11 protein-coding genes are annotated in these 14126 nt (G+C 71.4%); 3 read left to right on the top strand and 8 right to left on the bottom strand.

What is annotated here, in order from left to right; all coding sequences use genetic code 11:
• Positions 1-411 precede the first annotated feature (411 nt).
• On the top strand, positions 412-2508 hold the full coding sequence (locus tag WME89_RS39260) for a DNRLRE domain-containing protein (RefSeq protein WP_438004711.1): 2097 nt from the start codon (positions 412-414) through the stop codon (positions 2506-2508).
• 49 nt (positions 2509-2557) lie between these two features.
• On the opposite strand, the gene WME89_RS39265 is transcribed toward WME89_RS39260, so the two are convergent.
• Both WME89_RS39265 and WME89_RS39270 read right to left on the bottom strand, forming a co-directional pair.
• On the bottom strand, positions 2558-2977 hold the full coding sequence (locus tag WME89_RS39265) for a hypothetical protein (protein WP_438004712.1): 420 nt from the start codon (positions 2975-2977) through the stop codon (positions 2558-2560).
• Between the two features lie 333 nt (positions 2978-3310).
• Complete coding sequence (locus WME89_RS39270; RefSeq protein ID WP_438004713.1) at positions 3311-4168, bottom strand: aldo/keto reductase; 858 nt, start codon at positions 4166-4168, stop codon at positions 3311-3313.
• A 248-nt stretch (positions 4169-4416) separates the two neighbouring features.
• Here WME89_RS39270 and WME89_RS39275 point away from each other — a divergent pair, with 248 nt between their 5' ends.
• The gene (locus tag WME89_RS39275; protein WP_438004714.1) at positions 4417-4674 is read left to right on the top strand and encodes a hypothetical protein; all 258 of its coding nucleotides are present in this window, start codon (positions 4417-4419) and stop codon (positions 4672-4674) included.
• A gap of 42 nt (positions 4675-4716) precedes the next feature.
• Here the strand turns inward: WME89_RS39275 and WME89_RS39280 are convergent, their stop codons facing one another.
• The 6 genes from WME89_RS39280 to WME89_RS39305 all read right to left on the bottom strand — a co-directional run bounded on the left by WME89_RS39280 (position 4717) and on the right by WME89_RS39305 (position 13049).
• Positions 4717-6195 (bottom strand): NCS1 family nucleobase:cation symporter-1, encoded by a 1479-nt coding sequence (locus WME89_RS39280; protein WP_438004715.1) that lies wholly within the window; start codon positions 6193-6195, stop codon positions 4717-4719.
• Between the two features lie 84 nt (positions 6196-6279).
• Positions 6280-7668: an NAD-dependent dihydropyrimidine dehydrogenase subunit PreA gene (gene preA / locus WME89_RS39285; protein ID WP_438004716.1), complete on the bottom strand. Its 1389-nt coding sequence runs from the start codon at positions 7666-7668 to the stop codon at positions 6280-6282.
• Between the two features lie 3 nt (positions 7669-7671).
• Positions 7672-9072: an FAD-dependent oxidoreductase gene (locus WME89_RS39290; RefSeq protein ID WP_438004717.1), complete on the bottom strand. Its 1401-nt coding sequence runs from the start codon at positions 9070-9072 to the stop codon at positions 7672-7674.
• Between the two features lie 53 nt (positions 9073-9125).
• On the bottom strand, positions 9126-10529 hold the full coding sequence (gene hydA, locus WME89_RS39295; RefSeq protein WP_438004718.1) for a dihydropyrimidinase: 1404 nt from the start codon (positions 10527-10529) through the stop codon (positions 9126-9128).
• 199 nt (positions 10530-10728) lie between these two features.
• Positions 10729-11601: a nitrilase-related carbon-nitrogen hydrolase gene (locus WME89_RS39300; RefSeq protein ID WP_436621524.1), complete on the bottom strand. Its 873-nt coding sequence runs from the start codon at positions 11599-11601 to the stop codon at positions 10729-10731.
• Positions 11601-13049, bottom strand: a complete 1449-nt coding sequence (locus WME89_RS39305) for a CoA-acylating methylmalonate-semialdehyde dehydrogenase (protein ID WP_438004719.1) — start codon at positions 13047-13049, stop codon at positions 11601-11603. Before WME89_RS39305 ends, WME89_RS39300 begins: the two co-directional genes overlap by 1 nt.
• A gap of 635 nt (positions 13050-13684) precedes the next feature.
• Here WME89_RS39305 and WME89_RS39310 point away from each other — a divergent pair.
• Positions 13685-14113 carry a hypothetical protein gene (locus WME89_RS39310; protein WP_437753246.1) on the top strand — a complete coding sequence of 143 codons (429 nt, stop codon included), beginning with the start codon at positions 13685-13687 and terminating at the stop codon, positions 14111-14113.
• The last annotated feature ends 13 nt before the right edge of the window (positions 14114-14126 follow it).

The raw sequence follows: 14126 nt of genomic DNA on the forward strand, positions 1-14126 counted from the left end.
CCGACGTTGAGCAGCTCCCGGCGATCGCCGGCGTGAACCAGACCGCCCGCGTCGCCCGCATCGCCCTCCGGGATCGTTCGTCCGCGGACAGCTCCACGGCCTTTCCTGGCCGGCCGTTGGCCGGCCCGCCGGCGTGGCTCGGGCGTCGCCGGCTACGAGCCGGGGTGGCGGACAGCGACGCGCGGCGAGCTCGCCTCGCGCGGCGCTGCGAGATTCAGCGGTCCGGCGGTGAGCCACCACGCGGCGCGCGATGCGCGAAGGAGCCCGGCCGGGCGGCGCGGCCCCGGGGCATGCGGCGTGCACAGGCGGGGACGCGCCGACGTCGGAGCGCGCGGACGCGCGGACGCCGGAGCGCGCGACGCACGTCGGTCATCCCCGCTGCCCCTCCAAGCGGGGGAGGAGATAGAGACCATGCATTCTTCGTTCATGTGGATCCGAGTCAGCGGTCTGGCTTGCCTGGCGTCGGCCGCCGCCGCGTGCAGCGCGGCCGCGGAAGGCCCCCAGACGACCGGAGACGACGTGCTGGAGGCCGCTTCTCCGGCGTCCGCCTCACCCGATGATCCAGACGGCGATGGCGTCCTGAGCGCGGCGGACAACTGCCCCGGATCACCGAACCCCGCGCAGTCGGACGCCGACGGCGACGGTGACGGCGACGCGTGCGATCCGTCGACGTGCGTGACGGTGCGGCGCGGAACCAACGGCGTTGTCGAGGACGCCACGCTATGGCAGAGCAGCCCGAAGTGGAATGACAGCGCCGGTCCCCTGCTGCAGACGGGCACCGGCAGCGCGGGCCAGCGGAAGAGCCTCCTCCGGTTCGATCTCCCGGCCATCCCGCCGGGCACACGCCTGGAGTCGGCCGCCCTCACGCTGTACCAGAGCAACAAGCTCACGAGCAGCGACGTCGTCGTGAGCGCGTTCGATGGCGCGTGGAGCGAATCCACGGTCACCTGGCAGAGCTTCCAGAACCACTGGCCTTATGAGACCGCGCATATCGCCGCTGCAGCCGGTGGAGGCAGTCGCACCGTGAACCTGATACGGATGGTCCACGGCTGGTACCGCGACGACCCGAGCTACCCGAACCACGGCGTCCTGATCGAGGAGTACGGGAGCGACAAGACGGCCTTCCGGAGCAGCGAGCACGCCGACGTCGCGACGCGGCCCAGGCTCCATGTCTGCTTCACGCCCGCGGTGGACCCGCCCGGCACCCGGGTGCTCCACGGCGCGGACGTCGAGGCCGGCATCGACGTCGCCGCGGACGGCGACGGCAACGCCTTCCTCCTCGGCGGCTTCCGGGGCAGCCTCGACGCCGGCGGCGGCCCGCTCGCGAGCGCGGGCGGCCTCGACGTCTTCGTGACCAAGCTCGACCCGGCCGGCGGACACCTCTTCAGCGCTCGCTTCGGCGGCGGCGGCGATCAGCGGGGCGCGAGCCTCGCCGTGGACGGCGCGGGGAACGTGGTGCTGATGGGCACGTTCACCGGCAGCATCGACCTCGGCGGCGGGCCGCTCACGAGCGCGGGCGGCGTCGAGCTCTTCGTGGCGAAGCTCGACGGCGCCGGCCAGCACCTCTGGAGCCGCCGCGTCGCGGGCGACTTCAGCGTCTTCGAGGCCTCGCCCGACGGCGTGGCCGTGGACGGCGCCGGAAACGTCTTCCTGGCCGGCTCCGTGCGCGGCGCGGCCGACCTCGGCGGCGTGGTGGCGCCCGGCGCCGGCGACGCCCTGCTCGTCGCGAAGCTCGATCCCGCGGGCAATCCCCTCTGGACGAAGCGCGTCGAGGCGGACTTCTACCGCAGGGTGGCCATGGCCGTCGACGGCGATGGCCACGCCGTGCTGACAGGGGGCGTGAGCGGCACGGTCGACTTCGGCGGCGGGCCGATCCCGGGGGGCGGGACGGACGTGTTCCTCTTGAAGCTCGACGCGGACGGACATCACGTCTTCGGCAGGCGCTTCGACGGCGTCTCCGACCATCACGGCAGGAGCATCGCGGTCGACGCCGGGGGCAACATCGTCATCGGCGGATGGAACGGGTTCCACGGCTTCGAGCTGGACCCCGGCTTCTGGGTCGGCGGGTACCAGGCGGCGTTCGGGGCCAGGTTCGACAGCGCGGGCAACACCCTCTGGGCGCGCAGCTTCGGGGACGACAACGGCGCGATGGACCTCGACAGCGTGGCCGTGGATCCCGCCGGGAACGCGTTCTTCACGGGCTACTTCACCAGCTCGATCGATTTCGGCGCTGGAGACATGTTCTCCACCTTCATCCCGAACGCCTACATCGCCAAGCTCGACACCGCCGGGGAGCTGGTCTGGAGCAGAAAAGGCGCCACCCCGTACATCCCGGAAGGCAGCCAGTGGATCTGGGGGGTCCACGCGTTCGGCCACGCCCTCGCCACCGACACCACGGGAGCCTTGATCGCTGTCGGTCGCTTCAAGGACACGGTCGATTTCGGACTCGGACCCATGACGAGCAGCGCGGGCAGCGAGGACGCCTATGTGGTGAGGTTCGCCCCCTGAGGGCAAGCGCGCCGGGGACGGCCCAGCGCGCCTGGGCGGGGCCGATCGCTCAGCCGGACGGCAGGTCCGAGAGCTTCACGGTGAAGAGCTCCGCGCCGCCGGCTGCCGCCACGATGACGCGCACCGTGCCGGAAGAGGCCGGCTTCTTCAGCTCCGCGGCGACCGCTCGCGTGACGGGCGCCAGCGGGGCGATGATCTCGGCCAGCGCCGAGCGCGCCATCACGCCGGTCAGGACCGGTGCGCGCACGCCGGCGGCCAGGGCCGAGCGGAGCATGCGCTCGGGCTCGAGGTTCGGGTCACGCTGCTGCAGGCCGACCGCGATGAGATAGCCTGTCGGCTCTCGCAGGGAAAGGAGGTATCCAGAGAGCGCCGCGGCGGCGCCGCTGCGCGTCGGCTGGCTCCGCAGCAGCCGCGCGAGCTCCGGTCGGTGGTCGTCGAGCAACTCGGCCCGCTCGGCATGCTCAGACATGCTCAGCCTCTCCCTTCTTCACGATGGCGATCGTCGTGAGACCGCCCTTCAGCAGGTTCTTCGTCGCTGCATGTTCTTGAACCATGTGTCCTCCAGCGAGGGCTCCTCACCCTCACTGTTGTCAATTCCGGTCACATCGCAGCGCGTGTCACGAAATCAGCCGCGGCGACGCGCGTGCGCTCCGCTCAGCGAGCCAGGCTGGCGTGGTGCACGGCCGAGCGCGGCCGCACGCCGCGGCCGCGCGCCGTCCGAGCGGGCCGCCGCACGCCGTCCGAGCGGGCCGCCGCACGCCATCCCGAACCAACGGACCGCCGCGCCCGAAACGCGAGCGCCTCAGACGAAGAGCGGCGCCATCCCCAGGGACGCCACCTGCGCCCGCATCTCCTCTTCCGGGGGCCGCTTCTCGTACCGCGCCGCGGCGTCCAGCACCCGGGGCAGGACGTGGATGTCGCCCACCGTGTTGAGGAAGATCCCGGGCCGGCTCAGCACCCAGTGCACCGCCCTGTCGATGTCGCGCTGCTCCTCCAGCGGCCGGTACCAGGTGGCACGCGCCTGCGGATCCTCGCCCCACGGCCGGTGGACGACGGACTTGATGGTCTGCACGGCGACGCCGCGCCGCTCGCACTCGCCGAGCAGCGCGGCGAGCTCCGCGGCATACGCGCCGTTCTGCGCCAGGATATAGCTGTACGGCAGCAGCACCGTGTCGAAATCGAAGCGCTCCAGCGAGCGCAGGTGCATCCGGGCGGCCGAGAGGCCGTGACCGGTCACGCCGATGAAGCGCGCGAGCCCCTGCTGGCGCGCCTCGATGGCGGCCTCGAGCGCGCCGCCGGGGCCCATCGCCACCTCCCACTCCGCGGGCTCGACGAGGCAGTGGAGCTGCAGCAGATCCACGCTGTCGACGCCCATCCGCTCGAGCGAGCGATGGATCTGGTCGCGCGCCTTGTCATACGTGCGCTCGCCGGTCTTCGTGGCCAGAAAGAACCGCCCGGGATTCCGGCGCAGCGCCGGCGCGAGGCGCAGCTCGGAGTCGCCGTAGCTCGCCGCTGTGTCGATGTGGTTGACGCCGTGCGTGAGGAGCAGGTCGATCGTCGCGTCCGCCTCCTCCTGCGTGACCCGACCGAGGGCAGCGGCGCCGAAGATGGCGCGCGTGCTCATGTGTCCGGTGCGGCCGAAAACGAGCTTCTCGATCATGAAGACCGAGCCTAATCCATCGCGGACATTGTTCGGAGCGTGAACTCGGAGCGTGAGGCGGCGCGCGACAGGGCCTCGCCGTGCCCAGCCGGGCGACGCTGCCGCGCCGCTCTCGCCTTGCAGCGAGCCGTCGCTCGGCCGGCCCATGGCCGGCCACTGGCCCGGGAGCGGACAGCAGGATCGCCGCGTATTCCGGCTGAAACGACGCGGAGACGCGGCGCGCTCGCTCCGCGGAGAGGGCGCGGGATTTGCGAACTGCGTCGCGCGCTCGCTGCCCCTCCGCGCGGCGCGCGCCGGCGCACCGGTGCGTCAGCGCGGAGGGCGTCAACCCGGGTGGCTGGATCGCGAAGCTCTCGCCGGTGGGTGACGTGCTGTGGACGAGCGGCCCGCTCGGCGGGACGAGCCCTCGCGGGATCGTCGATGTGGCCGTGGACAGCGAGGGCAACGCGATCGGCGTCGGCTACTACAGCGGCGGCGACACGTTCGTCGTGAAGCTCGCCCCCTGACCCGCGCCCGCGCGGCGCCTCCCGCGGGGGCGCCCTCCCTCGTCAGCGCGCCGGCGACGGCCCGCGCGCCGCCGTCGCGGCCGCGGGCGCGGCCCGGCCGGTCAGCGAGAACAGCACGTAGAGCCCTCCCGAGACGAAGAACCCCACGAACCACGCGTACGTGTAGATCGAGCGCAGCACCTCCGGCACCCCGTCCTTCATCGACGGGACCGCCTCGGCCAGGAAGCCGGGCAGGTTGATGAGCACGCCGATCGCGAGGGCCGCCATCGCCCGCCAGTTCACCCCGCCCTGGTACTCGTAGGCCCCGCCGCGCCGGTACAGGTCGTCGACCTCGAGCCGCGTCCTCCGGAGGAGGAAGTAGTCGGCGATCATGATCCCGCCGATCGGCCCGAGGAGCGCGGAGTAGCCGACGAGCCACGTGAAGATGTACCCCTTCGAGGACTCGATGAGCTTCCACGGCAAGATCACCGCCCCGAGGACGGCCGTGATCACGCCGCCGGCCCTGGCCGAGATGCGGTGGGGCGCCAGGTTGGAGAAGTCGTTCGCAGGCGAGACGACGTTGGCCGCCAGGTTCGTCGACAGCGTGGCGACCGACAGGCCCACCATCGCGAGGACCATGATGAACGCGCCGCCGATCCGGGCGAGCAGCTTCACCGGGTCCCAGATGAGCTCCCCGAAGATCACCGGCGTCGCCGACGTGACCGCCACGCCGATGAACGAGAAGAGCACCATCGTCGCCGGCAGGCCGAGCGCCTGCCCGAGCGCCTGGTCGCGCTGGCTGCGCGCGAACCGCGTGAAGTCCGGGATGTTCAGCGAGAGCGTGGCCCAGAACCCGACCATCGCGGTGAGGCCCGGCGCGAACACGCTGAGGAGCTGCCCCTCGGGGATCTTCGACGGCTGCGACAGCATCGGGCCGAACCCGCCCGCGCGCGCGTACGCCCAGCCGAGCAGCACGAGCCCCATGACGATGAGGAACGGCGCCGCCCAGGTCTCGAGGAACTTGATCGACTCCGTGCCCTTCAGGATGAAATACAGGTTGATCAGCCAGAAGACGGCGAACCCGAGGAGCTCGCCGGGGTGGATGCCGAGCGCCCCCTTGAACGCCGCCGAGGTGAGCGGCGCCTCCACGGAGGGCACGAGCGCGACGAGGAGCTGCCACAGCGCCTGTCCGCCGAGCCACGTCTGGATGCCGAACCACCCGCAGGCGACCAGCGCGCGCAGCACCGCGGGCACGTTCGCGCCCGTCACCCCGAACGACGCGCGGGCGAACACAGGGAACGGGATGCCGTACCGGGTGCCCGCGTGGGCGTTCAGGATCATCGGGAGCAGCACGATGACGTTGCCGAGCGCCACGCACGCGAGCGCCTGCTGCCAGCTCATCCCCTGATCGATGAGCCCGGAGGCCATCGTGTACGTCGGGATGCACACGGCCATCCCGATCCAGAGCGCCGCGAAATGCCCCAGCTTCCAGGTGCGCGCCGCCTCCGGCGTGGGCGCGAGATCGTCGTTAATCAAGGACATCGATGCTCCTCCCTGCGAGCTCCGCCGGCGCGTGCGCGGTCGCGGTCGTCGCGGGCTCCAGGCCGGCGGGTGAGGAGCCCGGGATCAAGAGCTGCGCGCGCGGGCGGTCGCTTCCAGGCCGCCAGGCACGAAGTCTGTCCCCTTCTGGACACGGTCGTTCCACGTCTCGGGCGGCCTGCCTGAGGGCACCTCCTTCATCGTGATGCACCCGGACACCGGGCACACTAGCGCGCACAGGTTGCAGCCGATGCACTCCTCCTCGTCCACGAACGGCACGCGCGACGGCGCCGCGACCCCGCTCGGATCCGCCGTCACGGCGCGGTCCGGGAGGACCTTCGGGATGTGCGTGTGCCCCGCCGCCCGCGCCTCCGCCTCCGTCCTGCCGGGCAGGTGGATGCACTGGTGCGCCCCGTCCATGCACGCCACGTAACAGAGCTGGCAGCCGATGCACTTCTCGGCGCTGATGTCGGCCACCACGCGGTACGAGAGGTCGAGCTCGCCCCACTCCTGCACCTGCGCGACCGCCCTGCCGCGGAGCTCGCTCACCGAGCGCATCCCGTGCTCGTCGAGCCAGTCGCCGAGCCCCTCGATCATCTCCTCGACGATGCGGTAGCCGTGGTGCATCACCGCGGTGCACACCTGCACGCTGGTCGCGCCGAGCGCGATGAACTCCGCGGCGTCGCGCGAGTTCGAGATGCCGCCGATGCCCGAGATCGGCAGCCGGCCGATCTCGGGGTGGCGCGCCAGCTGGCTCAGCATGTGGAGCGCGATCGGCTTGACCGCAGGCCCGCAGTAGCCGCCGTTGGTCGACGCGCCGCCGACCCGCGGCAGCGGGACCATGCGCTCCAGATCGACGCCCATGAGCGACTTGATCGTGTTGATCAGCGAGACGCCGTGGGCCCCGGAGCGGAGCACCGCCTCGCCCGGCTCGAGGATGTCGCCGACGTTCGGCGTGAGCTTCACGATGACCGGCGTCGTCGCGAACTCGACGGCCCAGCGCGCGATCTCCTGGAGGACCGCCGGCTCGTTGCCGACCGCCGAGCCCATGCCGCGCTCGCACATCCCGTGCGGGCAGCCGAAGTTGAGCTCGAGCCCGTCGGCGCCCGTGTCCTCGGCCTTGCGGATGATCTCGCGCCACTCGTCCTTCGTCTCGACCATCAGCGACGCGATGAGCGCGTGGCCCGGGTAGCGCCGCTTGACCTCGCGCATCTCCCGGAGGTTCACCTCGAGCGGGCGGTCGGTGATGAGCTCGACGTTGTTGAGCCCCATGAGCCGCATCGTGCCGTAGTCGATGCCTCCGAAGCGGCTCGACACGTTGACGATCGGGTTTCCGAGCGTTTTCCAGACGGCGCCGCCCCAGCCGGCGTCGAAGGCGCGCCGGACCTGGTCGCCGGTGTTGGTCGGCGGCGCCGAGGCGAGCCAGAACGGGTTCGGGCTCTTGATCCCGGCGAAGTCGATAGAGAGATCGGCCATCGCTCACTCCCCTTGCGTTGCGGGCCCGGGGGCCGCGCCGCCCGCCCGCTGCATCATCGCCTCGTGCATCGCGCGCGCGGCGACCTTCGCCTCGGCGACCGCGTTGACGACCTCCTTGCCGCCGTTCACGCAGTCGCCGCCGCTGTAGACCCGCGGGTTGCCCGTGCGGTGCGTCGCCGGGTCGACCACCACGCGCCCCCGCGCGTCGAGCGCCACGCCCTCGAACGCGAGCGCCACCCGCGTCGCCCGGCTCTGCCCGATCGCGACGGCGACGAGGTCGGCCGGCACGAGCTCCTCCGCGGCCGGCGCGGCGCCCTGCGGCGCCTCCCGCCGCGCCTCCGCGGGCGCGATCCGCAGCGCGACGAGCCGCCCGCCGTCGCGCACCACCTCGACCGGCACCCGGTTCTCGATGAGCCGCGCGCCCGCGACCCGCGCGCCCTCGAGCTCGTGCGCGTAGCCCGACATCTCGGCCTCCGACCGGCGGTACACGATCGCCACGTCCACGCCGAGCAGCGCGAGCTCGTGGGCGACGTCGAGCGCCGTGTTGCCGCCGCCGACGACGGCCGCGCGCCGCACGCCCGTCAGCTCCAGGCGCGGATCGGCCTTGAGCCGCTCGATGAACGCCGTCGCGCCCACCACGCCCTCGCCGTCCTCCCCGGGGATGCCGAGGCGCGCGTCGTCGCCCAGGCCGAGCCCGAGGAAGACAGCGTCGAACTCCGCCAGCAGGTCGCGCGCCGACACCTCCCCGGGCGCCGCCGCCTGCTCGACGACCGACACGCCGGCGCGGAGCTCGATGTCCCCGAGCGACAGCACCCACTCGAGCTCGCGCAGCGCCTCGTGCCCCTTCATCTTGTAGGGCGCGATCCCGAGCGTGTTCAGCCCGCCCGGGATCGCCTTGCGCTCGAGGATCACGGCGCGGTGCCCCTCGAGCGCGAGGTAGCCCGCCGCCGCGATCGACGCCGGCCCCGCGCCGACGAGCGCGACGCTCCTGCCCGTGGGCGGCTTCGCCCGCAGCAGCCCCGGGTCCTTCGCGAGGGCCGCCTCGACCGCGTAGCGCTGGAGGCGGCCGATCGCGATCGGCTCGCGCCCCCACGCGTTGTAGACGCAGTCGCCCGCGCAGAGCACCTCCACGGGGCAGGCCTGCCCGCACGACTGGCCGAGCAGGTTGGCCGTGAGGATGGTCCGGGCGGCGCCCTTCACCTGGCCCGTCGCGATCTTCCGGATGAAGCTCGGGATGTCGATCTCCGTCGGGCACGCTTTCACGCAGGGCGCGTCGACGCAGTAGAGACACCGGTTCGCCTCGGCGAACGCCTCGGCCTCGGTGTAGCGCGGGTTCTTGTCCTCGAATCGCTCTTCGATCCGGCCGGACGGGAGGGCTGAAAGGCGGGTCGGGGCTCGGGTCATGCTGGTGCTCGCGCGGTCATGCGGTGCATGCGGTGATCGACAGCCGGTCGCGGCTACACGGCCCGGGCGCCCTGGCTCCGCCCGAGCCGGCGCGGCAGGTAGCGGCCCGCGCCGCGCTCCACGTCGAGCTTGCCGTCCGAGCACTGCACCCGGCCGTTCACGACCACGTGCGTCGGCCTCCCCTTCACCTCGAAGCCCTCGAAGATGCTCCTGTCGCACCGGTGGTGGTGGGTCTTCGCGGAGATCGTGCTCGTCCCCTGCGGGTCGAAGACGACGAGGTCCGCGTCGCCGCCCGGCACGATCGAGCCCTTGCGCGGGTACAGCCCGAAGATCTTGGCCGGCTGCGTGGAGAAGAGATCGACGAAGCGGTGGACGTCGATCCGCCCCGCGAGCACCCCGTAGGTCCAGAGGAGCGCGAGGCGGTTCTCGATGCCGGCGGCGCCGTTCGGGATGCGCGTGAAGTCGTCCTTGCCCATGTCCTTCTGGCCGACCTGGTTGAAGGGACAGTGGTCGGTCGCCACGGTCTGGATGAGCCCCGACGAGAGCGCGGCCCACAGCGCGTCCTGGTGGCCCTTCGGCCGGATCGGCGGGCTCATCACGTACGCCGCCCCCTCGAAGCCGGGCTTCTCGTAGACCGAGTCGTCGAGCAGGAGGTACTGCGGGCACGTCTCGGCCATGACCACCTGCCCCCGGCTCCGCGCCTCGGCGACGGCGGCGAGCGCCTCCTTGCAGGTGAGGTGGACGATGTAGATCGGCTCGCCGAGCACCCGGGCGAGCATGATCGCGCGCCCCGTCGCCTCCCCCTCGATCGGCGCGGGGCGGCTCTGGGCGTGGTACCGCGGGTGCGTCTTGCCCTCCTTCAGGAGCTTCTTCTGGAGCGCGACGACGGCGTCCCCGTGCTCGGCGTGGACGGTCACCAGCGCGCCGAGCCCCTTGGCGGCCTCCATCACCTGGATGAGCTCCGGGTCGTCGACGCCGATGGCCCCGCGGTAGGCCATGAAGGTCTTGAACGACGGGATGCCGTGCTCGCGCGTGCACACGGCCATCTCGTCGAGGGTCTCGTCGCCGAACCAGGTGACGGCCATGTGGAAGGCGTAGTCGGCGACCGCCTTCTTCGCCTTCTCGTTCCACATCGCGAGCCCGTCGAGCAGCGACTGCCCGCGGCTCGGGATCACGAAATCGATGATCGAGGTCGTGCCCCCGGCGACGCCCGCCGCGGTGCCCGTCTCGAAGTCGTCCGAGCTCTCCGTCCCCATGAACGGCAGCTCCATGTGCACGTGGGCGTCGACCCCGCCGGGGAAGATGAGCTGGCCCGAGGCGTCGATCACCGTGTCCCCCGCGCGCTCCTTCGCGAGCCCCGCGCCGACGGCGGCGATCTTCCCTTCCTCGCAGTAGACGTCGCCGACGAACCGGTCGCTCGCCGTGATGATCTCGCCGTTCTTGATCAGGATGCCCATGTCGCTTCTCCGCGGGTGAGCGCCGGGCGGCGAGTCCCCTCCGGGGGGGCGGCGCCGCCATGGCGAGGGAAACGCCGGGGGAGAGTGCCGCCCGCGACCAGCGCCCCGGCGCTGCTGGTGCCCTCGCGGTGGGCTTCGCGTGGCTCGGCGCGAGGCGCGAGGCCGGCGCGCGCCGCCCTCGCGCCGCGGCCGAGGGCCCTCAGGGCAGCTGCTTCGTGAGCTCGCCGTAGCTCTCGGGCCGGCGGTCGCGGTAGAACTGCCACGTCCTCCGGACCTCCTCGATCAGGTCGAGGTTCATCTCGGCGACGACGAGCTCGTCCTTGTCCTCGCTCCCTGTCGCGAGGAAGCTGCCCCTCGGGTCGCAGAAGTAGCTCGTGCCGTAGAACTTGCCGATGTTCCACGGCGCCTCGGTGCCGACCCGGTTCGAGGCGGCGATGAAGTAGCCGTTGGCCACGGCGTGCGCGGGCTGCTCGAGCTTCCAGAGGTACTGGGAGAGCCCGGCCACCGTCGCCGAGGGGTTCCACACGATCTCCGCGCCGTTCAGGCCGAGCAGCCGCGCCCCCTCCGGGAAGTGCCGATCGTAGCAGATGTACACGCCGATCCGCGCATACCGCGTCTGGAACGTGGGGTATCCGAGGTTCCCCGGCTTGAAGAAGAACTTCTCCCAGAACCCGTTCGTGTGCGGGATATGCGTCTTCCGGTACTTGCCGAGGTAGGTGCCGTCGGCGTCGACGACGGCGGCCGTGTTGTAATAGACGCCGGCCATCTCCCGCTCGTAGATGGGGATGATCATCACCATCTTGTACTTCTTGGCGTAGGCGGCGAGCCGCTCGACCGTCGGGCCGGGGACGGGCTCGGCCACGTCACACCACTTCGCGTCCTGCGAGGGACAGAAATAAGGCGTGTTGAAGACCTCCTGCAAACAGAGGATCTGCACGCCCTTCTTCCCCGCCTCGTCGATGAACGGGAGGTGCTTCTCGAACATCGCGTCCCGGATGGCCGCGACGGAGGCGCCCTCGTCGTTGATCGGGGTCGAGCACTGGATCAGCCCGCCAAGTACGTTTCGTGCCATCAGTACCACCTCGTGATGACGATCTTGCGCTCCGTGTAGAAGTCGATGGCCGTCGGGCCATGCGCCTTGAGGTCGCCGAAGAAGCTGCCCTTCTGCCCCCCGAAGGGGAAGAAGGCCATCGGCGCCGCGACCCCGATGTTCACGCCGACCATCCCGGCGCCGACGCGGTGCTGGAACTCGCGCGCCGCGCGGCCGCTCGACGTGAAGATCGACGCCGCGTTGCCGTACTCGCTCCGGTTCGCGATCGCGATCGCCTCGTCGAGGTCCTTCGCGCGCATCAGGCAGGCGACCGGGCCGAAGATCTCCTCGGTCGCGATCACCATCCCCGGCCGCACGTCGTCGAAGATCGTCGGCCCCACCCAGTTGCCGTGCGGGTAGCCCTCGACCTTGGCGTCCCGGCCGTCGAGGAGCAGCGTCGCCCCCTCCGCCACGCCCTGCTTGATGTACGAGAGCACCCGGTCCCGGTGGGCCGCCGAGATCACCGGGCCCATGGTCACGCCCTGCTTCGACCCGTCGCCCAGCACGATCGCCTGCGCGTAGCGGGCGAGCCCCTCGCGCACGGTCTCGTAGGTGTCGCCGACGCACACGACGACGCTGCCGGCGAGGCAGCGCTGGCCGGAGCAGCCGTAGATGGACTCGGCGATGTTGACGATGGTCTTCAGCCGCTCGGCGTCCGGCATCACCACGAGGAAGTTCTTCGCCCCGCCGAGCGCCTGGACCCGCTTGCCCGCCTCCGCGGCGCTCTTGTACACGTGGCGCGCGACCGACGACGAGCCGACGAACGACACGCCCGCGATGTCCCTGTGCTCGCAGAGGGCGTTCACCACGTCGCGGCCGCCGTGGACCAGGTTCACGACCCCGGGCGGCAGCCCGACCTGCTCCATCAGCTCGAAGATGCGCTGCTGCGAGAGCGGCACCTGCTCCGACGGCTTGAGGACGAAGGTGTTCCCCGTCGCGATCGCGTACGGCAGGAACCAGAGCGGGACCATCGGGGGGAAGTTGAACGGCGTGATCGCCGCGAAGACGCCGAGCGGCTGGCGGATCGCCTGGCAGTCGATCCCGGACGCCACGTCCTCGAGGGCCTGCCCCATCATGAGCGCCGGGATGCCGGCCGCGTGCTCGACGTTCTCGATGCCGCGCCCGAAATCGTTCCTGGCCTCGGTCAGCGTCTTGCCGTGCTCCGCGGTGCAGATGGCCGCGATCTCGTCGCGGTGGGCGTCGAAGACCTCCCGCATCTTGAAGAGGTAGCGCGCCCGCTGCACCGCCGGCGTCGCGCTCCAGCCGGGGAACGCCGCCTGCGCGGCCTTCACCGCCGCGTCGACGTCCGCCGCCGTCGAGAGCGGGACCCTGGCAAGAGATTCCCCGGTCGCCGGGTTCTTCACCTCGAGGTGTGTCTTCCCCGAAGAGCGAGTCCAGGCGCCGCCGACGTAGTTTTCCAGGACGCGCATCGCGAAACTACCCTCCCCCGGCGAGGTGGTCACATCGAGATCCGCAGCAGGCAGGGCGCCGGCCCTGTTTGCTGGACAATACAACCCACCGATCGAGCGCTACATGCGGTTGGGGTCATCCGTCAAGCCTCGGTGCAGCATTGCAGTGCGTCGCCGCGACGGGAGGGTGACCTCTCACGCACGTTCCGTAGTATAGACCACAGCGAAGCTGACAGCCTCCGGTGCAACTGCCCAGCATCACGTCATGAAATCCTTTGGAAACAACTCGGGTCCGCCCTGGGCGCGCCGCGCGCCGAGCGCGCCGCGCGCCACGAGCGCCACGAACGACCACCGACGTCAACGCGCTCGGGCGGCGTCATCCGCCGCGGCCCCCTCGCGCCGCGACGGGGACGCGACAGCGCGCGGGGCCCGATGCCGCGGGCGCGTCGTCGCGCGCCGCGCCGCGCATCAGGCCAGCACGGCGTCGAAAGTCGCTCCGGAGCGTTGCTGCGTCGTTCGAACCGTCCTAGGTGCAACCCATGGACTTCGCGGACCCCTGCCAGGCCGCCGCGCGCGCGGCTGCCGCCGGGATCGCCTGCGCGAACTGGCGGTTCGGCGGCGCGAGGACGTAAGCTCTGCGGGCGCTCGGTGAGACGATGACCCATCCCACCATGCTGTTCGACACGACGGAGCACGTGCTCATCGCCGTCCACGGCAGGGAACCGCCGAGCGACGAGGACTGGGAGCTCTACATGCAGGCGGTGCTCGCGCTCCCCGCCACGTGCACCAGGACTCTGGTGGTGACCGCCGGTGGGGGCCCCAACGCGAAGCAGCGCGCGTCGATCAACGATTTCGTAAGCAAACACACACTCACGGTGGCCATCTGCACCGACGCGCTGCTCGTGCGGCAGATCGGGATAGCGCTCAGCTGGTTCAACCCGCGGGTCAGGTCGTTCCGGGGCAACGACATCGCGGCCGCCCTGCGCTATCTCGAGGTCAACGGGCCTGAAGCCGCCCTCGTGCACCACAAGGTCGCGAAGATGAGGCTCGAGATCGACGGCCGGGCGCCGCGCACGACGCGCTGAGCCGCGGGAGCGT

The sequence above is a fragment of the Sorangium sp. So ce321 genome (genome assembly GCF_051530195.1).
Classification (GTDB): domain Bacteria; phylum Myxococcota_A; class Polyangia; order Polyangiales; family Polyangiaceae; genus Sorangium.

What these genes read in the sequence shown, in the direction of transcription:
- WME89_RS39260 (WP_438004711.1), top strand. Translation starts at nt 412, where the DNA reads ATGCATTCTTCGTTCATGTGGATCCGAGTCAGCGGTCTGGCTTGCCTG.
- WME89_RS39265 (WP_438004712.1), bottom strand. Translation starts at nt 2,977, where the DNA reads ATGTCTGAGCATGCCGAGCGGGCCGAGTTGCTCGACGACCACCGACCG.
- WME89_RS39270 (WP_438004713.1), bottom strand. Translation starts at nt 4,168, where the DNA reads ATGATCGAGAAGCTCGTTTTCGGCCGCACCGGACACATGAGCACGCGC.
- WME89_RS39280 (WP_438004715.1), bottom strand. Translation starts at nt 6,195, where the DNA reads ATGTCCTTGATTAACGACGATCTCGCGCCCACGCCGGAGGCGGCGCGC.
- preA (WP_438004716.1), bottom strand. Translation starts at nt 7,668, where the DNA reads ATGGCCGATCTCTCTATCGACTTCGCCGGGATCAAGAGCCCGAACCCG.
- WME89_RS39290 (WP_438004717.1), bottom strand. Translation starts at nt 9,072, where the DNA reads ATGACCCGAGCCCCGACCCGCCTTTCAGCCCTCCCGTCCGGCCGGATC.
- hydA (WP_438004718.1), bottom strand. Translation starts at nt 10,529, where the DNA reads ATGGGCATCCTGATCAAGAACGGCGAGATCATCACGGCGAGCGACCGG.
- WME89_RS39300 (WP_436621524.1), bottom strand. Translation starts at nt 11,601, where the DNA reads ATGGCACGAAACGTACTTGGCGGGCTGATCCAGTGCTCGACCCCGATC.
- WME89_RS39305 (WP_438004719.1), bottom strand. Translation starts at nt 13,049, where the DNA reads ATGCGCGTCCTGGAAAACTACGTCGGCGGCGCCTGGACTCGCTCTTCG.
- WME89_RS39310 (WP_437753246.1), top strand. Translation starts at nt 13,685, where the DNA reads ATGACCCATCCCACCATGCTGTTCGACACGACGGAGCACGTGCTCATC.